Annotated in this window: 24 protein-coding genes and 1 tRNA gene; 13 read left to right on the top strand and 12 right to left on the bottom strand. The window is 74.0% G+C overall.

Features of this window, described 5'->3' with window-relative positions:
• Position 1: 1 nt before the first annotated feature.
• Positions 2-148, bottom strand: coding sequence for a hypothetical protein (locus VEW93_04490; GenBank protein HYI61045.1), 147 nt, complete (start codon positions 146-148; stop codon positions 2-4).
• 68 nt (positions 149-216) lie between these two features.
• On the opposite strand from VEW93_04490, the gene VEW93_04485 reads away from it, so the two are divergent.
• Positions 217-774: a dihydrofolate reductase family protein gene (locus VEW93_04485; protein ID HYI61044.1), complete on the top strand. Its 558-nt coding sequence runs from the start codon at positions 217-219 to the stop codon at positions 772-774.
• Positions 775-1,066: 292 nt separating this feature from the next.
• Here VEW93_04485 and VEW93_04480 read toward each other — a convergent pair whose 3' ends face one another.
• Complete coding sequence (locus tag VEW93_04480) at positions 1,067-1,594, bottom strand: VOC family protein (protein HYI61043.1); 528 nt, start codon at positions 1,592-1,594, stop codon at positions 1,067-1,069.
• Between the two features lie 104 nt (positions 1,595-1,698).
• A complete protein-coding gene (locus VEW93_04475; protein HYI61042.1) occupies positions 1,699-2,550 on the bottom strand; it encodes a hypothetical protein in 852 nt (283 codons plus the stop codon).
• A gap of 292 nt (positions 2,551-2,842) precedes the next feature.
• Between VEW93_04475 and VEW93_04470 the strand changes: the two genes are divergently transcribed.
• Positions 2,843-3,208 (top strand): CrcB family protein, encoded by a 366-nt coding sequence (locus VEW93_04470; protein HYI61041.1) that lies wholly within the window; start codon positions 2,843-2,845, stop codon positions 3,206-3,208.
• A gap of 25 nt (positions 3,209-3,233) precedes the next feature.
• Here VEW93_04470 and VEW93_04465 read toward each other — a convergent pair whose 3' ends face one another.
• The 4 genes from VEW93_04465 to VEW93_04450 form a co-directional block, all read right to left on the bottom strand.
• Positions 3,234-3,995, bottom strand: a complete 762-nt coding sequence (locus VEW93_04465) for a hypothetical protein (protein ID HYI61040.1) — start codon at positions 3,993-3,995, stop codon at positions 3,234-3,236.
• Complete coding sequence (locus VEW93_04460; protein HYI61039.1) at positions 3,992-4,114, bottom strand: hypothetical protein; 123 nt, start codon at positions 4,112-4,114, stop codon at positions 3,992-3,994. The genes VEW93_04465 and VEW93_04460 overlap by 4 nt, the downstream gene beginning before the upstream one ends.
• Positions 4,115-4,153: 39 nt before the next feature.
• The gene (locus tag VEW93_04455) at positions 4,154-5,002 is read right to left on the bottom strand and encodes a hypothetical protein (protein HYI61038.1); all 849 of its coding nucleotides are present in this window, start codon (positions 5,000-5,002) and stop codon (positions 4,154-4,156) included.
• A gap of 396 nt (positions 5,003-5,398) precedes the next feature.
• Positions 5,399-6,097, bottom strand: coding sequence for a GAF and ANTAR domain-containing protein (locus VEW93_04450; GenBank protein HYI61037.1), 699 nt, complete (start codon positions 6,095-6,097; stop codon positions 5,399-5,401).
• 110 nt (positions 6,098-6,207) lie between these two features.
• On the opposite strand from VEW93_04450, the gene VEW93_04445 reads away from it, so the two are divergent.
• On the top strand, positions 6,208-7,830 hold the full coding sequence (locus tag VEW93_04445; GenBank protein ID HYI61036.1) for a DEAD/DEAH box helicase family protein: 1,623 nt from the start codon (positions 6,208-6,210) through the stop codon (positions 7,828-7,830).
• A gap of 26 nt (positions 7,831-7,856) precedes the next feature.
• Here the strand turns inward: VEW93_04445 and VEW93_04440 are convergent.
• The 5 genes from VEW93_04440 to VEW93_04420 all read right to left on the bottom strand — a co-directional run bounded on the left by VEW93_04440 (position 7,857) and on the right by VEW93_04420 (position 12,106).
• Positions 7,857-7,931, bottom strand: a tRNA-Gly gene (locus tag VEW93_04440).
• A gap of 52 nt (positions 7,932-7,983) precedes the next feature.
• Complete coding sequence (locus tag VEW93_04435) at positions 7,984-10,188, bottom strand: DUF4214 domain-containing protein (GenBank protein ID HYI61035.1); 2,205 nt, start codon at positions 10,186-10,188, stop codon at positions 7,984-7,986.
• A 37-nt stretch (positions 10,189-10,225) separates the two neighbouring features.
• Positions 10,226-10,729 carry a hypothetical protein gene (locus VEW93_04430; protein ID HYI61034.1) on the bottom strand — a complete coding sequence of 168 codons (504 nt, stop codon included), beginning with the start codon at positions 10,727-10,729 and terminating at the stop codon, positions 10,226-10,228.
• A 34-nt stretch (positions 10,730-10,763) separates the two neighbouring features.
• Positions 10,764-11,558: a hypothetical protein gene (locus tag VEW93_04425; GenBank protein ID HYI61033.1), complete on the bottom strand. Its 795-nt coding sequence runs from the start codon at positions 11,556-11,558 to the stop codon at positions 10,764-10,766.
• Positions 11,555-12,106 (bottom strand): MauE/DoxX family redox-associated membrane protein, encoded by a 552-nt coding sequence (locus tag VEW93_04420; GenBank protein ID HYI61032.1) that lies wholly within the window; start codon positions 12,104-12,106, stop codon positions 11,555-11,557. The genes VEW93_04425 and VEW93_04420 overlap by 4 nt, the downstream gene beginning before the upstream one ends.
• Positions 12,107-12,256: 150 nt before the next feature.
• Between VEW93_04420 and tig the strand changes: the two genes are divergently transcribed.
• The 10 genes from tig to mreB form a co-directional block, all read left to right on the top strand.
• Complete coding sequence (gene tig, locus VEW93_04415; protein HYI61031.1) at positions 12,257-13,621, top strand: trigger factor; 1,365 nt, start codon at positions 12,257-12,259, stop codon at positions 13,619-13,621.
• Positions 13,621-14,256, top strand: a complete 636-nt coding sequence (locus VEW93_04410) for an ATP-dependent Clp protease proteolytic subunit (GenBank protein HYI61030.1) — start codon at positions 13,621-13,623, stop codon at positions 14,254-14,256. Before tig ends, VEW93_04410 begins: the two co-directional genes overlap by 1 nt.
• 45 nt (positions 14,257-14,301) lie before the next feature.
• Positions 14,302-15,582 (top strand): ATP-dependent Clp protease ATP-binding subunit ClpX, encoded by a 1,281-nt coding sequence (gene clpX, locus VEW93_04405; protein ID HYI61029.1) that lies wholly within the window; start codon positions 14,302-14,304, stop codon positions 15,580-15,582.
• Between the two features lie 50 nt (positions 15,583-15,632).
• Positions 15,633-15,965 carry a PadR family transcriptional regulator gene (locus tag VEW93_04400; GenBank protein HYI61028.1) on the top strand — a complete coding sequence of 111 codons (333 nt, stop codon included), beginning with the start codon at positions 15,633-15,635 and terminating at the stop codon, positions 15,963-15,965.
• Entirely contained in the window at positions 15,962-17,110 is a 1,149-nt protein-coding gene (locus VEW93_04395; protein HYI61027.1) for a hypothetical protein, read from the top strand. The genes VEW93_04400 and VEW93_04395 overlap by 4 nt, the downstream gene beginning before the upstream one ends.
• A 99-nt stretch (positions 17,111-17,209) precedes the next feature.
• Positions 17,210-17,848 carry a hypothetical protein gene (locus tag VEW93_04390; GenBank protein ID HYI61026.1) on the top strand — a complete coding sequence of 213 codons (639 nt, stop codon included), beginning with the start codon at positions 17,210-17,212 and terminating at the stop codon, positions 17,846-17,848.
• A gap of 52 nt (positions 17,849-17,900) precedes the next feature.
• Positions 17,901-19,211 carry a Mur ligase family protein gene (locus VEW93_04385; GenBank protein ID HYI61025.1) on the top strand — a complete coding sequence of 437 codons (1,311 nt, stop codon included), beginning with the start codon at positions 17,901-17,903 and terminating at the stop codon, positions 19,209-19,211.
• Positions 19,208-20,194, top strand: a complete 987-nt coding sequence (gene map, locus VEW93_04380; protein ID HYI61024.1) for a type I methionyl aminopeptidase — start codon at positions 19,208-19,210, stop codon at positions 20,192-20,194. Before VEW93_04385 ends, map begins: the two co-directional genes overlap by 4 nt.
• A 52-nt stretch (positions 20,195-20,246) precedes the next feature.
• Positions 20,247-20,663 (top strand): nucleoside-diphosphate kinase, encoded by a 417-nt coding sequence (gene ndk / locus VEW93_04375; protein HYI61023.1) that lies wholly within the window; start codon positions 20,247-20,249, stop codon positions 20,661-20,663.
• Between the two features lie 177 nt (positions 20,664-20,840).
• Positions 20,841-21,378, top strand: a 538-nt coding sequence (gene mreB, locus VEW93_04370; GenBank protein HYI61022.1) for a rod shape-determining protein MreB, incomplete at its 3' end; no start/stop codon positions are given.

Here is a 21,378-nt window from a genome sequence, read left to right as displayed (position 1 = left end):
GTCACCACATCCCACTCGCCACGCCCGTGATGGCGAAGACGGAGGCGTGGGTGTTGCTGGTGCCGACCCGGATGTTGGCGTGGATGGAGCTGGCAAGGTCCCGCGCCTCGGCGACGATGTGCTCCGTACCGTCGTCGTGGACCGCCATCCTGGTTCCCGCCGCTACTGTCGCACGACAGGCCGCCGAGATGTGTCGGCGGCGATGCAGGAGCGGCGATGGCCAAGCTGATCTACGTGTCGAACGTGTCCCTCGACGGCTGGACCGAGGATGAGCACGGCGCCTTCGACTGGGCCGCGCCGGACGACGACGTGTTCGTGTTCATCACCGGCCTCATGCGGTCGGCGGGCACCTACCTCTACGGGCGGCGCATGTACGACACGATGGCCGTGTGGGAGACCGACGCCGCCCTGGCCGAGCAGTCGGACCTCATGAGCGAGTTCGCGAACGTCTGGCAGGCGGCGGACAAGGTCGTCTACTCCTCGACCCTGGCCGCGGTGTCAACCGCCAACACCCGGCTCGAACGTCACTTCGACCCCGGCGCGGTACACGACTTGAAGGCCGCGGCCAGAAGCGATCTCATCGTGGGAGGCCCGAACCTGGCGGCACAGGCTTTCAAGGCCGGGCTGGTTGACGAGTGCCACCTGTTCATCTGGCCCGTCGTCCTCGGTGGGGGCAAGCCGGCGCTGCCGACCGACACGCGCGCCGAGCTCGCACTCCTCGACGAGCGCCGATTCAACAACGGCGTCATGCACCTCCGCTACCGCCTTCTGTAGGAAGCCACCTCCGCTTCGACGGAACGCAGACTTCGACTCATTCGATCTGACCGGTGGGCCCATGCGGTGAGCATCGGGAGGCACAGACCGATTCTCGTCAGCGCGGAGGTGTGCACGACGGATGCGGGCGCACTGCGATGTGCCGAATCTGCCCCTCCCGAGGCCAGAATTCGATGGTGGAACCACCCGACGTCGTCCGCGCCATCGACGCGGCGATCTCGATTGCCGGGGCGGCGGCAGTGGGCCCGGCCACGCCGGCCGGCCGCAGGCGTCGCCAGGCTCGGTCGTTCGGCTACGAGGACTGGCCGTCGAGGTAGGCGTCGTAGACCTCGCGTGGCCAGTAGCGGACGACCTCCACCGCATCGGCCTCGACCAGCTCGGCCTTGACCCGCTCGTACTCGTAGCAGTTGAGCTCGTACTGGTTCCCCCACGGGTCGACGAGGTCGAAGGCCCAACACAGGTCGAAGTCCACGAGATCGGTGATGACGAGGCGCTCGCGGCGCGGGTTGTCGATCCCCCGAGGGAGCGAGCGGGCGAAGGCCATGAAGCTCTCGGCGTCAACGCTGAAGGCGACACCGGTCTGCTGGGGGACCATCGGGTGAGCTTCGCTGGCCTCGAACAGCGCCAGCATCGTCCGACCGCCGTCCGCCGAGATCTGCAGCGGACCGCCCTCGAACCCCGTCGCCCAGAAGTCGTAGGGACCAACCGGCTCGAAGCCGAGGTGATCTGCGTACCAGCGGGCGGCCTCGGCCCGATCCGGCACGCGGATGTGCACGTGGTCGAGCCGTCCCATCTTGAAGGCAGGTCGTCCTGGCGCCATGCCCCCACCGTAGGGGGGACGGGCGGCCGACAGCCGGCCGGGACCGGTGCGTCCCGGTCGGCGTGTCAGCTCCTCCTCGTGGGAGGTCGCCCGGCGCCAGAGCCCTAGGGGGCGGGGGTGACGTTGCCCTCCGAGTCGCAGACCAGGCCCTCGGCCTCCAGCGTCTCCGGGGGCGGGCACTCGGCCGGCTCCTCGCCGGGCGGCTCGGCCTCGGAGCCCTCGTCGAGGGGGTAGAGGTTGCCCTCGGAGTCGCAGCCGTAGCCGTTGGCCTCCAGCGTCTCGGGGGCCGGGCACTCCGTCGTGCCGCCGGTGGGGGTGAGGTTGCCCTCGGAGTCACACGTGTAGCCCTCGGCCTCGAGCGTCTCGGGGGCCGGGCACTCGGGGGGCTCCTCCGCCCCGCCGTCCGGATCGCCTTCGCCGTCGGAGCCGTCGGCGCTCGGGACCAGGTTGCCCTCCTCGTCACAGGACAGGCCTTCGGCCTCCAGGACCTCGGGCGCCGGGCACTCGGCGGTCTCCGCGGCGCAGTCGGCGCCGAAGGCCTCGTCCAGCGTGGCCAGGGCGGCGTCGAGGTCGTCCTGGCCGGGGCCGTCGTCGGTCTCGGTCACCACGAACGAGACCTGCCCGAGGGTGTCGAGCGCCTCGGTCACCTCGGCGTCTCCCTCGGCCGCCGGGGCCAGGTCGTCGAGGGCGCCGGCGAGGGCCTCGTCCGCCTGGACCTGGCCGTCGTTGCTGCCGGTGGCGATCTCCTCGACGCTGGCGAGGAGGCCGTTCACGGTGAGGTAGGCGTCGCAGTCGACCGCCGCCTCCCCGGCCGCCGTCGAGGTGGTCGATGCGGTCGACGCCGTGGTGGAGGACGCGGTGCTGGTGGTGGCCGTGTCGTCGTCCCCGCCGCACCCGGCGGTGAGGAGCGCCAGGGCGCAGAGGGCGGCGGCAGCCGTGAGGCCAGGACGTCTCATGGGGTTCTCCGGTGTCGTCGGTGGAGGGGCGGTCGGTGCTGACCGGCCTCGGCCCGGTGGACGGCGACGTCCTCCAGCGCCCGTCGACGGGCGCCCCGCCGACAGCCCTCGCACGGTAGCCCTCGGCCGCGTGACGATGGATCACCATGGCCCTGGTCGGGGGGCCGGCCTGCCTAGCTTGGGCCCGTGCAGGCGCGCCTCCCGCGCCGGGGCCCCGGCCTCGGTGACGCTCCCAACCCGGCCCCCGTCCTGGTGCGGAGCGCCGGCGCGACCGGTGCGGAGGGCTGAGGGCGTGCGGGCGGTGCTGGTGGCGGTGGCGGGGGCGGCGGGGGCACTGGTCCGCTACGGCATCGCGTCGGCCGTGGGGTCACGCGGCTTCCCGTGGGCGACGTTGGCCATCAACGTCAGCGGCTCCTTCCTCCTGGGCCTGGTGCTCACCGTGGCCCAGGGCCGGGGGTGGTCGCCGAACCTGACCACTCCGGTCGCCGTGGGGTTCCTGGGCGCCTACACCACGTTCTCGACCTTCGCCTGGGAGGGGCTGGACCTCGGGCGCGACGACCGGCTCGGCGTCGCCGCCCTGTACGTGGCGGCGTCGGTCGTCCTGGGCCTGCTGGCCGCCGCCGCGGGGTGGGGGGTCGGGAGCCTCGGGCGCGGGTGAGCCCGCGGCCCGCCGGTCAGGGCGCCTAGGGCGCTCCGTGCGGGTCGGGCAGGGCGCACAGGCGGTGGACGAGGGCGGTCACCGCGGTGCGGATGGCCTGGACGGCCCCGTCGGCGAGGGCGGCCGAGGTGCCGTCCCTCGACCCGGCGGTCCCCAGCGTCTCGTCCACCGTGCCGAAGATGCCCTCCAGGGCCGATCCGGCCTGGGCCGGCGACGGCGGTCCCGTGCCCTCCGCCCGGCTCCGCTCCCGGTAGGCGGCCCGCGTCCCCGGGCCGACCCCGATGGCCCCCGAGCGGGCGAACAGCGAGTGCTGGCCGCTGACCAGCTCGAGGTCGGCGGCGATGGCCGGGTCGCGGCGGAGGGCCCGTCGCAGCTGTCGCAGGCTCCCGACCTCGGCGAACATCACCCGGGCCGCCTCGTCACCGGTGGCGAAGGTGAAGTAGCCGCTCTCCCAGCAGTGCGCGACCACGGCCTCCTCCGGGGCCAGGAGGGGGACGGTCGAGCCGTACCGGGCCGGGTCGACCGGGCTCAGGGCCACGCCCCGGAACAGCTCCGTGAGGGCGGCCGTGGCCGCCGCGGCGAGCGTTCCGACCTCGGCCGAGAAGGCCCGATCGGGGACGAGGCCGACGGCCTCCCCGGCGTCGATGAGGTGGTGCCCGGCCACCCGGCTGGCCAGGGCCAGCCCGAGAGCGCGAAGCGTCGCCTCCCTCTGGTCGGGGCAGTCGGTGATGAGGGCCTTGAAGGCGTCCTCGTGGACGTAGAGGCGTCGGCCCCCGGTGTCGGTCACCGCGGCCCCCCGGGGTCGACCTCGGAGAGGTGCCGCTGCACCTCGTTGCGGAGGAACGTGCCGGCCTCCAGCACGTCCCCCAGGTGGACGCCCGGAGGCAGCCCGAGGTGGTGGTCCACCCGCGTCCCTGCTCCCCTCGCACCACCCACGGGCTTAGCCTAGGCCGGCGTACCGTCAGCGCGTGCCGTTGCCAGCCGCAGGGGGTCGGCCCCGGGGGCTCCGTGCCGCACCAGCCCGGCGGCGGCGGCCCGCACACCCCGGGCCCGGTCCCTGGCCGCCGCCCTCACCCGTCGGGTCCGCTCCGGCTCCATCTGGTCGAGGAAGGCAGGCCACCCGATCCCCCGGGGTTGCACCTCGCAGTAGAGCTCCTCCATGGAGGCCACCCGTTCGGGCGCCAGCTCGACCGACGCGGTGGGCTCGGATCCGGTGCCCGCGGCCCCGAGCCGGTAGCTGACCGAGAGGTGCTGCCCGAGGCGCAGCACGGCGTCCACGTCGACCATGCCCAGCTGCGCCCGAGCGTCGTCCCACTCGAAGACGCGGATGTCGATCCCCAGCAGGGCCTGGGCCTCCATCTCGACGGCGAAGGCGAGGAGGTCCTCACGGGCCAGGCCGTCGGGGAGCACGGCGATGCGCCGGGGGATCTCGGTGGTCATCCGCAGCTCCTGGATGGCGAGCTGCATGGCCAGGAACAGGGACCCCTCGGGCGACCGCCAGAAGGGCACCTCGTCGGGCCAGGTGGTGCCCCAGACGTTGCCGCTGCCGAACCCGAGCAGGGGCCCGACGACCGGGGACAGGTCCGAGTAGGGGAAGGTCAGGACGGAGCCGGTGGGGGTGAAGAGGAAGGCGTCCCCCGCCGGGTGCACCAGGAAGTCGATGAGGACCTTGCCGTCCCCGGCCGGCCGGTACCCGACCCACCGGCCGCGATCGGTGACGGTCCTCGTCGGCGCTCGCACCTCCCACCCGATCTCGATCCGCTCCGGGACGTGGCCCGGCAGCAGCCACTCCACGTCCAGGTCGACCCTCCACTCGAGGTGGTGGCGGGGGGAGCGGGGCGCGGCGACGTCGATGCGCGGCCGGACCCCGAGACCTGCACCCCCGGCGCCGCCGCCCCGAGCTGGACCGAGAGCGGAGCCCCCACGGCCAGGGTGGTGGTGGGGCCGGCCGGGACCGAGGCCGACGCCCGCAGGCAGGGCGGCAGGTCGATCCGGATGGTGTCGCGCCCGATCCCGCGCCTCATGAGCAGCGTGAAGGAGAGCCGCCAGCGGTCGGAGACCGGTCGAAGTTGCAGCGAGCCGTCGCGGACCTTCATCGGACCCCTCCAATGACGCCATCGTAGGTGCCGCCGGGGCGTCCGTTGCGGGGGAGGGCGGAGCCTCGGCGCGGGGTGAGCCCGCGCCCGGTGGTCAGCGCCGGGGGCCGTCCGACGGCGAGGCGGTGACGATGCTCTCTGCCACCTCGGCCAGCTTGCGGTTGGTGCGCTGGGACGCCCGCACCAGCATGTCGAAGGCGGTCTCCGCGTCGATCGACGACCGGGCCATGAGCAGGCCCTTGGCCTGGCCGATGATGTCGCGGCTGCGCAGGGCGGCGGCGAAGTCCTCGCGCCGGAGGGCGGCCACCAGGGCCGGGGTGGCGTGGGCGGCCAGGATGGCGACCACCGCCTCCTGCTCGGTCTCGCCGGTGAAGCCGTGGGCCTGGTCGGAGAACAGGTTGAGGGCCCCGACGATCCGTGGCCCCTCGTGGAGCGGGTAGGCCATGGAGCTGATCACGCCGGTGGACTCGACGGCTCGGGGTGCGTACGCAGGCCACCGGTCGTGGATGCGCAGGTCCGGGGCCACGATGACCTCCCCGTGCCGGATGGCGTCCAGGCACGGCCCCTCCTGGGCGCCGGTCTGGATGCCGTCCAGGATGATCCCGATGTCGTCGTTGCTGGAGCGGCTCAGGAGCGACTTGCCCCGGGTGTGGCTCAACGAGGCGTGGCCGCACTCGTCGACCACGTCGACGGCGGCGGTCACGATGGCCTCCATCGTCGCCTCGACGCTCTCCACCGTGAGCAGCCGACGGGCCAGCTCGGCGAAGTACTCGGCCAAGGAGTGGTCCTCCACCCCCCCTGCCTACACCACCGGCGCCCCCCGCTCCACCCGATGGGAGGCACGAGGGGGCCCCGGCGGGTGGCGGGGGCCCGGCGGCGGCGTGCCATGCTCGACGGCCCGCCATGACCCGCTCGATCCGACTCCGACCCTGGCAGAAGGCGGCGTTCGACCGTTTCACGGCCTCCTCCGGCCCCGACTTCCTGGCCGTGGCCACCCCCGGCGCCGGCAAGACCACCTTCGCTCTGGCCGCGGCTCGCCACCGCCTGGCCCAGCGGCCCGGCCGCCTGGTCGTGGTGGCCCCGACCGCCCACCTCAAGCAGCAGTGGGCCCAGGCCGCGGCCCGCTTCGCCCTCCACCTCGACCCGTCGTGGTCGGCGGCCGATGGCGCCCTGCCCGCCGACATGCACGGCATCGTCACCACCTACCAGCAGGTGGCCACCAGCGCCGCCGCCCTGCGGCCCCTGGCCACCGGGGCCTTCGTGGTCTTCGACGAGATCCACCACGCCGCCGACGAGCGGGCCTGGGGCGAGGCCGTGCGGCACGCCTTCGAGGGCTCGGACCGGCGCCTCAGCCTCTCGGGCACCCCGTTCCGCTCCGACACCCGGGCCATCCCCTTCGTCGACTACCACCTGGACGAGGCCCGGCCCGACTTCGAGTACGGCTACGGCGACGCCCTGGCCGACCGGGCCGTCGTCCGCCCCGTCTACTTCCCCCGCACCAACGGCCAGATGGAGTGGTCGGCCCCGGACGGCTCCGTGCACGGGGCCAGCTTCGACGACGCCCTCGACACCGTCCGCTCCAGCCAGCGCCTGCGCACCGCCCTGTCCCTGGAGGGGGAGTGGTTGTCGACCGTGCTGCGGTCGGCCCACACCAGGCTCATGGAGGTGCGGGCCCAGCAGCCCGACGCCGGGGGCCTGGTCATCGCCACCGACCAGGAGCACGCCCACGGCATCGCCGAGCTCCTGCGCAGCCGGTTCCAGACCCGGGCCACGGTGGTCACCTCCGACGACCCCCGGGCCTCGAGCCGCATCGCCCTCTACGCCAGGAGCGCCGAGCCGTGGCTGGTGGCGGTGCGCATGGTGTCCGAGGGGGTCGACATCCCCCGCCTACGGGTCGGGGTCTACGCCACCACCACCAGCACCGAGCTGTTCTTCCGTCAGGCCGTGGGCCGCTTCGTGCGCTGGACCCGGGGCGTGCCCAAGCAGCGGGCCTGGCTGTTCATCCCCGACGACCCGCGCCTGCGGACCCTGGCCCACCAGATCGCCGAGCAGCGCCGCCACTCCCTCCAGCGCCGGGAGCGGCCCGGCCCCCACGACGGCCTGGACGACGGTGCCCAACCCGACGAGGTGCCGGCCGAGGAGCAGATGTCGCTGTTCGCGGTGATCTCGGCGGTGGCCACCGACGCCGCCGGTCCCGCCGATGCCGAGGAGGACGAGCTGGACGAGCTCGACGGCGACGGGGAGGGCTTCGACCTGGAGCTGGCCCCGCCCCCGCCCCTGGCCGGCGTGACGCCGGTGGGCCCCGGGGCGGCCCCGGCGCTGCCCCGCCACGAGGACAAGAAGCGGCTGCGCGAGCTGAACGCCCAACTGGCCCGGGACCTGGTGCGCTCGACGGGCTGGTCCCACGCCCAGGTCAACGCCGAGCTCAACCGCCTCTCGGGCATCAGCCGGGTCACCGAGGCCACCTCGCCCCAGCTCCGCACCCGCCTGGAGAAGGGCACCCGCTGGCTCACCCGCTCGGCCTGAGGTCACCGGCGCGGGGAGGGGAGCGGTGGAGCGGGCGACGGGAATCGAACCCGCATCACCTGCTTGGAAGGCAGGAGCTCTGGCCATTGAGCTACGCCCGCGGGAGCGCCGAACCTAGCCGCTGGGCCGGTCGCCCCGGCGCCGGTCAGGGCCTCACGGGGGCGGCGGGTAGCGGACCTGGGCCCGGCTGAAGTACTCGTCCGAGGAGGCCAGGTTGACGGCCAGGGACAGGTCGCCCAGGGTCCGGATGCGATCGGCCCAGTAGGCCAGGCCGGCGCTGTCGGCCCGGCGGCCCAGCAGGTCCTGGTACAGCCGGTGGACCCGGGTCCGGCGGGACTCGGTCGACTGGTAGAAGCTGGAGGCCACGCTGGAGCGGCCCCGTGACGCGGTGCGGGCCGTCCAGTAGTCGAGGTCGGCGGCGCTGCCCTCCCGGCCCAGGAGCTTGCGGTACAGGTCGGCGACCCAGGTGCGGTCGGTGCCGCCCCCCAGGCCCCGGTAGTACTCGTCGCTGGCGTAGAAGAACGTCGCGGCCTGGGCCACGGTGCGCCGCCCGCTGCGGATCTGCTGCACCCAGTAGGCGGTGCCGGCGGGGTCGCCGGGCCGGCCCAGGGTGTCGACGTAGAGGCGCTCGACCACCGTCTCCACGTACTCGGGGGCCTGGGCCCGCCCTTGCACCACGCCGGCCCGGCCGGCGCCGCCGGTGCTCAGGCCGGCCACGATGAAGTCCAGCTCGGCCTGGGTCGGGGCCCGGTCGGCGAAGTCCTGGTACACGGCCTTCACGAACGCCGGGTAGGGCGAGGTGGCGGTGAGCACGCCGTGCTCGAACTCCTGCCGGTAGGTGCCGGTGCTGGGCCGGGTGACGTCCCCGGTGGGGTAGCCCAGGTCGCCGGCCGGGCCGCCCCGGCCCCGGTAGGCCACCAGGACGGCCTCGGGTACCAGGTGGGCGCCGGTGGTGGGCGTGGACCACACCTGGGCCCGCTCGGTGGTGAAGGTCGTGCCCCGCCCGTCGCCCACGTTGGCGCGGTCGGAGGTGGGGTAGCCGGCGTCGGACTCCCACCCGCCGTAGCGCAGGTAGGCGTCGAGCAGCGGGCCCCACACGGCGTGGGCCCCGGTCTGGGCCGTGGTGTAGATCACCCCGTCGTTCTCGAAGATCGAGCCCCGGCCCCGCCCGTCGGAGAAGGTCAGCACGCTGCTGACGGGGAAGCCGAGGGCCCCGTCGAACCCGCCGAGCTGCTGGTGCTTGTCGAAGATCGAGCCGTGGATCTCGGCCACGGTGTCGCCCCGGCGGTAGATGCGGCCCCGCTCGAAGGGGATGTAGCGAGCCCCGCCGGTGACGGTGCGGCTGGCCCCGGTGGGCAGGCCCAGGGCCCCGTTGGTGCTCTCGGCCCCGTAGGCCTGGTAGGTGTTCCAGTACGGGGCGGGGACGCCGAAGGTGCCGGGCGTCCACTTGTAGATGGCGCCCTTCTGGAACCGGGAGATGCGGGCCCGGCCGCCGGCCCCGGTGACCACGTCGCTGGTGGGGAACCCGTAGGGCCCGCCGGTGTAGCCCGACAGGGCGTAGAGGTCGAGGAGCGACCCGTGGACCTCGTGGGCTCCGGTGGCGCCGCTCCAGTAGAGCCGGCCGCCCTGGTAGGCGGCGTAGCGGCCGCCGCCCTCGGGGGTCGAGGCCTCGACGGTGGTGCGGACGCCGAGGAACCCGGCGGGGCCGCCGAGGGCGTAGTAGCGGCGGGTGATGGCCGAGTCGCACTCGTCGGAGAGGCAGTTGGCCCCGTGCTGCGAGGTGGCGTTGTCGGTCAGGGTCCGGGTGGAGCAGGCCGCGTCGTAGGCCCAGGGGGTGATGCACACCGCCACCCGGCACACCACCGGCCCGTAGCAGGAGATGTGCTGGTTGCACTGCCCGTAGCGGAACTGGTTGCAGCAGGTGCGGCGCCCGTCGCAGCTGGCCCCGCTGCACCGGCAGCCGCACTGGGTGGGGCAGGTGGCGTTGCAGTCGATGATGTACCGCGGCCCGCCGCAGCAGTAGGCGGCGTTGTCGGCCTTCCACCAGCCGGCCACGAACGAGTTGGGGGGGCAGGAGTTGCGGCCGCCGTTGATGGTGCAGCAGAACGCCGTCCAGCCGTCGCCGCAGCTCCCGCACACCGCGCCGTAGGCGGTGCCGGGCTTGAGGATGAACGACACCGGGTTCACGGCCAGGGCCGAGCCCACCACCGCGGTGCGGGCCAGGAAGCGGCGCCGGCTGTGGCCGCCGGAGAGGAGGCCGGCGGTGCGGGCCACGATCCGCTCCGAGAGCGTGGGCGCCGGGGCCCCGGGACCGCTGGCCGGGGCCGGGCGCCGGCGCGACGACGTGAGGGGGCTCATCGTTGCTCCACGGGGTTCGAGGGGCGGGGGGCGCCGGTCACGGGGCCGCCACCGCGATGCCGGCGGTGACGCCGTTGGCCGTGCCGGCCAGGCCGGGGGCGTCCCGCTTGTCGCCCACCACCGAGTACAGGCAGAAGGCCCGGCCGTTGAGGGTGAAGAAGCGCTGGGCGCCGGCCTGGCCCGGGTTCACGCGCTGGAGGCCGTTGGGGTCGAACATGCGGGCGGTGAGGGTGGGCACCCGGGACACGGTGGGGAAGAGGGCCGTGCCGGCGCTGTCGGCCCCGTACTCGACCAGGGCCACCAGCAGGTGCCCGGTGCCCATGACGTCGACGGCCCCGCTGCCGAAGTCGCCCCGGCCCTCGGGCAGGGCGAAGTTGGCCATGTGGAGGACCGGGCCGGTGTCCTCGCCCAGCGAGGGGCCGGCCGGCTGGCCCTCGTCCGCGGCCCGCGGGGCGCGGGCCGCCCCCGACGTGCGGCGGGTGATGCGACCCTCCCAGCCGGTGGGGAGCTCGGCCCGGATGCCGTGGGCCTCGATCTTCATGGGCGGGTCCTCCGCGGGATGGGCGCGTGCAGGGTCATCGGTCGGCCGCCGGCGGGGCCTCGTCAGCCGCCTCGCCGTAGAGGCTGGGGTCGTCGGGGCCGATGCCGGCGGCCAGCAGCTCGGTGTCGACCCGTCGCTCCCGCTCGTCGTCGGCCCGGTGCTTGGCCACCCGGCGGGCCTCGAGGCCCTCGGCGTAGGTGGCGTCGTCGGTGACCTGGGTCAGGAGCCCCCGCACCTGGGGCCAGTCGATGCCGGTGCCCTCACCCTGCACGGTGCCGGTGCGCCCGTCGACCAGCACGAAGTAGGGCGAGCCGGGCACGTCGTAGGCGTCCCAGGCGTCGCTGGCCATGACCACCGGCACCTGACGGGGAGCCAGCTCGGCCACCCGGGCCGGGCTCTCGGCCTCCGGGCCCTTGGTGACGATGACCGGGCGCACGTCGGAGGGCAGGCCCAGCTTGGCCGGCTTCTGGAAGGCGTCCCAGAAGCGCTGGCAGGTCAGGCAGCTCCCGGACAGGAAGGCCACCAGCGTCCGGTGCTGCACCCCGGTGACCCGCACGGTCAGGGCATCGTCGTCGACCCCCACCCCCGACAGGTCCCGGCTCTCGGTGAAGCCCTCCCGCTCGGGCGGGGCCTGGACCTCGGGGAAGGTGGTGAACTCGTCGCGCCCCACGGTGCGGGGCGCCGAGCCGCGGGCCGCTCCCGCCCTCTCGGTGCCCCCGTCGATCTCGTGCAGCCGGCGCAGGATGTCGGCGTGGCTGCGCAGCAGCCCGAGGACCAGCAGCGTCAGCACGGCCACCACCACGGCCAGGGCCACCACCACCGCGGTCACGCCCCGGCCTCCGACCCGACCAGGGCCCGGACCACGGCCAGGTCGGTCAGCAGGGCCCGCACCCCGACCGCGCCCACCACGGCCAGGAGGGTGAGGGCCGCGGTGGCGCCGGGGGCCGCCCCCGCCGCGTCCAGCAGGCCGTCGGCCCCGGTGGCCAGGGCCCAGGCCGCCACCCCGGTGGCGGCCACGTTGACCACGACGTGGGTGGCGCCCACGGGCGCCGAGCGGTCGCCGAAGCACCCGCAGTCGGCCGCCGCGCCCCCGCCCCGGGCGGCCCGGGCCTGGACGGCGGTGAAGGCGGCGAAGCCGGCGTAGAGCAGGCCCAGGGGAGCGGCCACGACCCCGCCGAGCAGGGCCGTGCCCGCGGCGGCGGCGACCTCGACGGCACCCAGGGCCCGCACCACCGGGTCGGAGCCGGGGAGGCCGGCCCGGGCCAGGGCCAGGCCAGTGGGGGCCGGGCGCCCCAGCTTGGCCACCCCGGCGCTGGCCAGCAGGGCGGCCGCGACCAGGAGGGGGCCGGTGGCGAGGGAGACGGTGGAGACGATCACGAGGGAGGGGGGTGGGGGCGCCGCGCCGCCCACCGTAGGCCACCGCCTGACGCCCCCGGGGCGGATCGTCGGCCGTCCCGGCACGACGGAGCGCGGCCCGTCCCCAGGGTGCCGGCCGCGGTGGGCTCCACCGGTAGAGTGAGCGCCCTCATGGAGTCCAGCGTCGAGCCCGTCGAGGGCAACAAGGTCAAGGTCAGCGTCGAGGTCCCCGCCGGTGACTTCGAGCGGGAGGTCGACGCCGCCTTCCGGCGCATGGCCCGCGAGGTGCGGATGCCGGGGTTCCGGCCCGGGAAGGTGCCCCGCAAGGTGCTCGAGGCCCGCCTGGGCACCGAGGCGGCCCGCAGCGACGCCCTCCAGCACGCTCTCCCCGAGTACTACGCCCAGGCCCTGACCGACCACGAGGTCGACGCCATCGCCCCGCCCGAGATCGAGATCACCTCGGGCCAGGACGAGGGCCCGGTGGCCTTCGACGCCGTGGTGGAGGTCCGGCCCGAGATCCTGGTCGGGGGCTACGCCTCGCTCCGGGTCGTCATCGACGGCCCCGACGCCACCGAGGCCGACGTCGACCAGCGGGTCGAGCACCTGCGCGAGCAGTTCGCCACCCTCTCGGTGGTCGAGCGCCCGGCGGCCGAGGGCGACACCGTCACCATCGACATCTCCGGCGCCCGCGACGGCGAGGCCGTCGACGGCCTCACCGCCGAGGGCTACCAGTACCGGGTCGGGGCCGGCAGCGTGGTGCCAGAGTTGGACGAGAGCCTCACCGGCGCCGAGGCGGGGGCCACCCTGGCCTTCACCGCCCAGCACCCCGGCGACGGCGAGCCCGTCGACTTCGAGGTGGTGGTGAAGGAGATCCGCGAGGTGATCCTCCCCGACCTGGACGACGCCTTCGCCGCCGAGGCCTCCGAGTTCGACACCGTGGCCGAGCTGCGGGCCGACCTCGCCACCCGCCTGTCGACGGTCAAGCTCGCCCAGGCCCGCATGGCCCTGCGCGAGCGCACCGCCGATGCCCTGGCCGAGCTGGTCACCGAGGACCCGCCCGAGCCTCTGGTCGAGAGCGAGATGCAGACCCGCCTCCAGGACCTGGCCCTCCGGCTCCAGGCCCAGGGCATCGACCTGGGGGACTACCTGCGCAGCACCGGCCAGGACCCTGACGCCTTCCGCGACGACCTCCGCGGCGCGGCCCAGCGGGCGGTCCGGGTCGACCTGGCCCTGCGGGCCGTGGCCTCGTCCGAGGGCATCGAGGTCGACGACGACGAGCTCGACCACGAGGTCGAGATGGTGGCGGCCCGGGTGGGCCAGCCGCCGGCCAAGGTGCGGGCCCAGTTCGAGCGCAACCAGCAGATGCCGTTGGTACGCTCCGACGTGCGCACCCGCAAGGCCATGGACTGGGTCCTGGAGCGGGTGGAGGTGGTCGATGCCGACGGCGCCCCCATCGACCGTGACACGCTCCTGGCCGACGACGACGAGCCCACCGACGGCACTGGCGCCCCCGCCCCCCACGAGCAGGACACCTGATGGAACCGGCCTACAGCTACCTCGTCCCCACCGTCGTCGAGCAGACGAACCGGGGGGAGCGGGCCTTCGACCTCTACTCCCGCCTGCTCAAGGACCACATCATCTTCCTGGGCACGCCCATCGACGACACCATCGCCAACCTGGTGTCGGCCCAGCTGTTGCACCTGGAGTCGGAGAACCCCGACAAGGACATCAACATCTACATCAACAGCCCCGGTGGCGACATCACCGCGCTGTTCGCCATCTACGACACCATGCAGTACGTCAAGCCCGACATCGCCACCATCTGCTACGGCCAGGCCGCCTCGGCCGCCGCCGTGCTGCTGGCCGCAGGCACGCCGGGCAAGCGCATGGCCCTGCCCCACGCCCGGGTGCTGCTGCACCAGCCGTGGGGCAGCGGTGGGGGCCAGGCCTCCGACATCGAGATCCAGGCCCGCGAGATCCTGCGCATGCGCGACCTGCTGAACGAGATCCTGGCCCGCCACAGCGGCCAGGAGGTCGACAGGATCCAGCGCGACACCGACCGCGACTTCGTGCTGTCCGCGCCGGAGGCCAAGGACTACGGCATCATCGACGAGGTCATCGCCTCCCGCGAGGCGGCGGACCGCAGCGGCCCCATCACCGCCGCGGGCTGACGACCGCGTCCGACCGACACCTACGACGACCGACAGGGGAACCCGGTGGCCAAGTTCGGAGAAGGTGGCGAGCTCCTCAAGTGCTCGTTCTGCGGCAAGTCGCAGAAGCAGGTCAAGAAGCTCATCGCCGGCCCCAGCGTCTACATCTGCGACGAGTGCATCGACCTCTGCAACGAGATCATCGAGGAGGAGCTGTCCGAAGGGGCCGACCTCACCCTGGAGGACCTGCCCAAGCCCCGGGAGATCTTCGACTTCCTGAACGACTTCATCATCGGCCAGGAGCAGGCCAAGAAGATCCTCTCGGTCGCCGTCTACAACCACTACAAGCGGGTCCAGCTGGGCAGCCAGCGGGCCCACGGTGACGACGTCGAGCTGGCCAAGTCCAACATCCTGCTCATCGGGCCCACCGGCTGCGGCAAGACCCTGTTGGCCCAGACCCTGGCCCGCCTGCTCAACGTCCCCTTCGCCATCGCCGATGCCACCGCCCTCACCGAGGCCGGCTACGTGGGCGAGGACGTCGAGAACATCCTCCTCAAGCTGATCCAGGCCGCCGACTACGACGTCAAGAAGGCCGAGACCGGCATCATCTACATCGACGAGATCGACAAGGTGGCCCGCAAGGCCGAGAACCCGTCGATCACCCGCGACGTCTCCGGCGAGGGCGTCCAGCAGGCCCTGCTGAAGATCCTGGAGGGCACGGTGGCCTCGGTGCCGCCCCAGGGGGGCCGCAAGCACCCGCACCAGGAGTTCATCCAGGTCGACACGACCAACATCCTGTTCATCTGCGGCGGGGCCTTCGCCGGGATCGAGCGCATCATCGAGAGCCGGTCCGGGGCCAAGGGCGTGGGCTTCGGGGCCGACATCCGCCGGGCCGACGAGAGGGAGATGGGCGACGTGCTGACCAACGTCCTGCCCGAGGACCTGCTCAAGTTCGGCCTCATCCCCGAGTTCATCGGCCGACTGCCGGTCATCGGGGCGGTGGCCAACCTGGACCGGGAGGCGCTGGTCCGCATCCTGGTCGAGCCCCGCAACGCCCTGGCCAAGCAGTACCAGAAGTTCTTCGAGTACGAGAACGTGGACCTGGAGCTGACCGACGACGCCCTGGAGGCCATCGCCGACCAGGCCATCCTCCGGGGCACCGGGGCCCGGGGCCTGCGGGCCATCCTGGAGGAGGTCCTCCTCAACACCATGTACGACCTGCCGGGCCGCACCGACATCGAGAAGGTGGTCATCGACGCCGACGTCGTCCGCGAGAAGGTGAACCCCACCCTCGTGCCCCGCACCGCCGAGCGCCGCGCCCCCCGCCCCCGCCGCGCCGCCTCCTGACCCACATGCATCGGTTGCCGATGTATCGGTAGGCGATATATGGTGGGTTCGTGCGGGACGCCACCTTTCACATCCTGGTCGCCCTGGCCCGGGGGGAGCGTCACGGCTACGGGATCATCCAGCGGGTGCGCGACCTGACCGGCGGTGCGCTGCGCCTCGGGCCCGGCACCCTCTACGGCGCCCTTGATCGACTCACCTCCGAAGGCCAGGTGACGGCCACCCGCACGGAGGTCGTCGAGGGTCGGGAGCGCCGCTACTACCGGCTCACCGACCGCGGGGCCGCCGCCCTGAACGAGGAGGTCGAGCGCCGGGCCGCCGCCGTGGCTGCGGCCCGGGAGGAACTGGCCGGTTCTCCGGTCCCTCCGGGCGCGGTGACCCCGTGAGCGTTGGCACGAGCGGGCCCGAGGCCCAGATCCGCCGTCTGCTCGCCGCCTACCCGCGGCGCATGCGGGCCGAGCAGGGCGACGAGATCGTGGCTACGGCGCTCGACACCCTCCCCCCAGGGGTCTCGCACCTTCCGCTCAGGATGGCGGTCGACCTGGTGCGGGGCGGCCTCCGCACCCGCCATCAGCGTCGGCCGCCGTTCCTCACCCGGCTGGCCTTCGAATTCGGCCTGACCATCCACCCCCGTTGGATCTGGTGGATCTACGACCGGCTGGAGGATCCGCGCTACCGACGGAACGCCGTCCTGCGCCGGATCGCCACGGGTTTCCTCCCCTACCTGCCGGTCCTGGCTTTGTCGAGGCGGTTGGACCACGCCCTGCTCTGGATGACCGTCTCCATGGCGATGTCCTTCGTCGGTTGGCGGCTCTGGGGCGAGTGGGAGCGGAACAGGCTGCGAGCGCGCCACGGGCTGGTGGCCGGCGGGAGCAACCCGCACATGGTGTGGGTCCGGATCCCGACGACGGCGGTGCCGAACACCCCTATCGCCCGCCTCGCCGCCGCCCTCGGCCTGCCCCTGAGCCTCGGGCTGCTCACCTACCTCTGGGCTGTGCGGCACCAACGGTTCTGGCCGGTGAGCGACTTCTCCAGCGAACCGGCGCCGGCCGATGTGGTGGCGCTGGCCCGTCCCTACGGTGTTGCCGGCGCCGTGGTGGGACTGCTGCTCGCCGCGGCCGGGGTGCGAGCCCTTCGGCGCTCCCGGAGCATCCCTCCCCGTCCCGTCGTGGGAGAGAGGGGGACGACCCTCGCCGCCCTCGGAGCGGGGACGGCTGTCGCCGTCGGGGCCGCGTTGCTCTCTCTCACCACCTACTGGCAGTGGGTGGAGTGGGAGTACAGCCAGCTCGTCGCCGTCCTCGGCCCGACGGGCGTCGGGCTCCTGGCGTTGGCGGTCCGACTCGGCCTCGCAGGACGGCGGCGGGGCTGGCCCGTCGGGTTGTGGGAGGTGGCCCCCCGGCTCGGACCCCGGATCACGACCCGCCTGGCCACCCGGTGGGCGGTGGATCGCATGCCGGACGCCGACGTGTGGACGCCAGAGGCGGAGGCGGGCGGGTCGGCCGTACGCCGAGCTGGCCGCGCAGGCACGTAGAGGGCGCCCTCCCCGGCCTCGTCGCCGGCTCACCCCGACTAGCGTGGCCAGCCGGTGCCGGGGCAGTGACCCGCCCACCGCGAGCCTCGGAGGACAGCTGTGCACAAGGCCATCAAGGGAGCCCTGATCGGGAGCGTCGTCGGTGCCGGGGTGGCCGCCGTCCAGGCATCACGGGCCCCCGACCCCGAGGTCGACCCGGTCCCCGGCATCCTCAAAGGGGCGGCCGAGGGCGCGGCGGTGGGCGGTGCCGTGGGCCTGGTGCTCCAGTGGCGTGCCGGCCGCAGGGCACGGCGGGCCGGGGCGGTGGCCGTGGTGGCCGGCAAGGCCAAGCAGAAGGCCGGGTTCGTGACCCGCCGGGTGGAGGGCGCCGTCGACCGGGCCCTGGACGCGGCCGAGGCCGCCCTGCCCCACGTGGAGGAGCTGGCCGAGCGGGCCTCGCACTCCATCTTCGAGATCGCCGATGCCACCCGGCCCCACGTGCGGGCCCTGACCGACACGGCTCGGGAGAAGGCCTTCGACCTCACCGAGGTGGCCATCGACACGGCCCGACCCCACGCCCGGACGGCCCGGGCCCGGGCCGGCGAGCTGGCCGAGGTGGCCCGCGACCGCGCCCCCGAGCTGGCCGAGAAGGCCCGCGAGCGGGTCGGCGAGCTGGCCGAGGTGGCCCGCGACCGGGCCCCGGAGCTGGCCGAGGCGGCCCGCGACCGGGCCGGCGAGGTCCGGGCCCGGGTGGCCTGACAGCCCGGTCGCCGGGGGGCGCCCCGGCCCCGGCCGGTAGCGTGGCAGGCCTGTGAACCTCCCCTCGGCCCTGCGCTACCTCGACGCCCACACCAACCTCGAAGCGGTGGCCGGCCGGGTCGAGGGCCTGTCGCTGGAGCGCATGACCCGCCTGGCCCACACCCTGGGTGACCCCCAGCGCGCCTACCCGGTCATCCACGTCACCGGCACCAACGGCAAGGGCTCGGTGGCGCGCATGGCCACCGCCCTGCTTCGGGCCCAGGGCCTGTCGGTGGGCACCTACTCCAGCCCCCATCTGGAGCAGCTGAACGAGCGCCTGGCCTGGGACGGCGAGCCGGTCGACGACGACACCCTGGGCCGCCTCATCGGCGACATCGCCGCCCTGGAGGCGACGGCCGGCGTCACCCCCTCGTACTTCGAGATCCTGACCGCGGCGGCCTTCGCCTGGTTCGCCGAGCTGGCCGTCGACGTGGCCGTGGTCGAGGTGGGCATGCTGGGTCGCTACGACGCCACCAACGTGGCCGACGCCACGGTGGCGGTGTGCACCAACGTGGGCCGGGACCACACCGACGGGGCCCAGGGCTGGCGCCAGGCCATCGCCTCCGAGAAGGCCGGCATCGTGAAGCCCGGGGTCACCGACGTCCTGGTGCTGGGCGAGACCGCCCCGGCCCTGCGCGACGTGTTCGCGGCGGCCGGCGCCGGCGAGACCTGGGTGCGGGACGAGGACTTCGGGGTGGCCGCCGACCGGGTGGCGGTGGGGGGGCGCCTGGTCGACCTGCGGACCCCGGGGGGCCGCACCGACGAGGTGTACCTGCCGGTCCACGGGGCCCACCAGGGCGAGAACGCGGCGGTGGCCCTGGCCGCGGTCGAGGCGTTCCTGGGCCGGCCGCCCTCGGAGGAGACGGTGACCGAGGCCTTCGCCGGGCTCACCCTGCCCGGCCGGTTCGAGGTCGTCAGCCGCCACCCCACCGTGGTGGTCGACGCCGCCCACAACGTCGAGGGGGCGGCGGCCACCGCCGCCACCCTGGCCGACGACATGGCCCTGCCCGGTTCGCTCCTGGTCGTGGTCGGCATGCTGGGCGGGCGCGACCCCGAGGAGGTGCTGGCCGCCCTGAGGGTGGCCGACGCCGGGCTGGTCATCACCTGCACCCCGGCCTCGCCGCGGGCCGTCCCGGCCGCCGAGCTGGCCGCCGTGGCCCTGCGGATGGGCGCCGCCGCCGAGTCCGTGCCCGCCCCGGTCGAAGCCGTGCGTCGGGCCCTGGCCCTGGCCACCGAGGACGACCTGGTGCTGGTCACCGGGTCGCTGTACGTCGCCGGCCCCGTCCGGGCCGCCCTCGCCGCCGACCTGGAGGTCGCCCCGTGACCGGCGCGCCGTCGCTCGTCGACCCCACCAAGCTGCGGGCCAACGACCCGTGCTGGTGCGGGTCGGGCCGCAAGTTCAAGCGCTGCCACGGCCCCTCCACCGAGCGCATCCGCCCGGCGGCGACCAGCCCCACCCGGGAGGTGCCCGAGGTGATCGAGCGCCCCCACTACGCGGCGGCCGGCGACCGGAGCCGCCGTGACGTCCCCGACGTCCAGGACACGGCCACCCTCGACGCCATGGGTCGCACCGGGGCGGCGGCGGCCGAGATCCTGCGCACCGTCGGGGAGGCGGTGGCCCCCGGGGTCACCACCGACGAGCTGGACGCGCTCTGCCACCGCCTGTGCGTGGAGGCCGGGGGCTACCCCAGCCCCCTCAACTACGGCGGCTTCCCCAAGTCGCTGTGCACGTCGGTCAACGAGGTCATCTGCCACGGCATCCCCGATGCCCGGCCCCTGCGCGACGGCGACATCGTCAACCTGGACGTCACCCTGTTCCGGGAGGGCGTCCACGGCGACACCAACGCCACCTTCCTGGTGGGCACGGTGGACGAGTTGAGCCGCCGGCTGGTGCGGGTCACCCGGGAGTGCCTGGAGCGGGGGATCGAGGCGGTGCGCCCGGGCCGGCCCACCAGCGACATCGGCCGGGCCATCCAGGCCCACGCCGAGGCCGAGGGCTTCTCGGTGGTGCGGGCCTTCACCGGCCACGGCGTGGCCCGGGAGTTCCACACCGGGCTGCACATCCTCCACTACTTCGAGCCCCGCGACGAGGTGGTGCGGATGGAGCCGGGCATGACCTTCACCATCGAGCCCATGATCGCCCTGGGGGCCTGGGAGCACCGGCTGTGGGCCGACGACTGGACCGCCGTCACCACCGACGGGCGCCGCACCGCCCAGTTCGAGCACACCTTGGCCGTCACCGACGACGGGGTCGAGGTGCTGACCCTCCACCCCGACGGGGCCTGGAGCGGCCACCTCGGCGACTGAGGCCCGAGCCCCGGTTGGGCGGCGGAGGGGCGGGTCGCTACGTTGCGGCGCCATGACCTCCCGGACCTTCGTGATGTGCAAGCCCGACGCCGTCGAGCGGGGGCTGGTGGGCGAGATCGTGGCTCGCATCGAGCGCAAGGGCCTGCGGCTGGTGGCGGCCGAGCTGCGGTCGGTGCCCCGGGAGCTGGCCGAGGAGCACTACGCCGAGCACGCCGAGCGGCCCTTCTACGGGGAGCTGGTCGACTTCCTGACGCGGTCGCCGGTGTTCGCCATGATCGTCGAGGGCCCCGAGGACGACACCTGGCACCTGTGCCGCACCCTGATCGGCAAGACCCAGGTGGGCGAGGCCCAGCCCGGCTCCATCCGGGGCGACCTCGCCACCACCACGGCCGAGAACCTGGTCCACGGCTCCGACGGCCCGGAGTCGGCCGCCCGGGAGATCGGGCTCTGGTTCGCCGACCGGGCCTGATCCGCCGTCCCGGCCCGGGATCGGCCCTGGTCAGGGCCGGGGTCCACCACCCGGGCGGCCCCGTCGGCTAGAGAGACGATTGTTGCGGTCCCGTGACAGCGCCTATGCTCGCCGGGATCGCGCCCAGCGGCCACCGGCCTCGGAGGTCCCGTGTCTGACAACCCCCTCTCCTCCCTGATGGGCCGCGACATGGCGGTCGACCTGGGCACCGCCAACACGGTGGTGTACGTGCGCGGCCGTGGGATCGTGCTCAACGAGCCGTCCGTCGTCGCCGTCAACGTCCGGGACGGCCGCCCGCTCGCGGTGGGCGTGGAGGCCAAGCGGATGATCGGCCGCACGCCCGCGCACATCCAGGCGATCCGCCCCCTCAAGGACGGCGTCATCGCCGACTTCGAGATCTGCGAGAAGATGCTCCGCTACTTCATCCAGAAGGTGAACAACCGTCGCTGGAGCAAGCCCCGCATGGTCATCTGCGTGCCGTCCGGCATCACCGGCGTCGAGCAGCGAGCCGTGCAGGAAGCCGCCGAGTACGCCGGCGCCCGCAAGCCCGCCTACATCATCGAGGAGCCGATGGCGGCCGCCATCGGCGCCGGGCTGCCGGTGCAGGAGCCGACCGGGAACATGATCGTCGACATCGGTGGGGGCACGACCGAGGTCGCGGTGATCTCCCTGGGCGGCATCGTCGGCAGCCAGTCGGTCCGCGTCGGCGGTGATG

This window comes from Acidimicrobiales bacterium, assembly GCA_035630295.1.
Lineage (GTDB): Bacteria > Actinomycetota > Acidimicrobiia > Acidimicrobiales > Iamiaceae > Iamia.
Note: the sequence above shows the minus strand (reverse complement) of the source record. Positions and strands in the feature narration are given on the sequence as shown.

What these genes read in the sequence shown, in the direction of transcription:
- VEW93_04490 (HYI61045.1), bottom strand. Translation starts at nt 148, where the DNA reads ATGGCGGTCCACGACGACGGTACGGAGCACATCGTCGCCGAGGCGCGG.
- VEW93_04485 (HYI61044.1), top strand. Translation starts at nt 217, where the DNA reads ATGGCCAAGCTGATCTACGTGTCGAACGTGTCCCTCGACGGCTGGACC.
- VEW93_04480 (HYI61043.1), bottom strand. Translation starts at nt 1,594, where the DNA reads ATGGCGCCAGGACGACCTGCCTTCAAGATGGGACGGCTCGACCACGTG.
- VEW93_04475 (HYI61042.1), bottom strand. Translation starts at nt 2,550, where the DNA reads ATGAGACGTCCTGGCCTCACGGCTGCCGCCGCCCTCTGCGCCCTGGCG.
- VEW93_04445 (HYI61036.1), top strand. Translation starts at nt 6,208, where the DNA reads ATGACCCGCTCGATCCGACTCCGACCCTGGCAGAAGGCGGCGTTCGAC.
- VEW93_04435 (HYI61035.1), bottom strand. Translation starts at nt 10,188, where the DNA reads ATGAGCCCCCTCACGTCGTCGCGCCGGCGCCCGGCCCCGGCCAGCGGT.
- VEW93_04430 (HYI61034.1), bottom strand. Translation starts at nt 10,729, where the DNA reads ATGAAGATCGAGGCCCACGGCATCCGGGCCGAGCTCCCCACCGGCTGG.
- tig (HYI61031.1), top strand. Translation starts at nt 12,257, where the DNA reads ATGGAGTCCAGCGTCGAGCCCGTCGAGGGCAACAAGGTCAAGGTCAGC.
- VEW93_04410 (HYI61030.1), top strand. Translation starts at nt 13,621, where the DNA reads ATGGAACCGGCCTACAGCTACCTCGTCCCCACCGTCGTCGAGCAGACG.
- ndk (HYI61023.1), top strand. Translation starts at nt 20,247, where the DNA reads ATGACCTCCCGGACCTTCGTGATGTGCAAGCCCGACGCCGTCGAGCGG.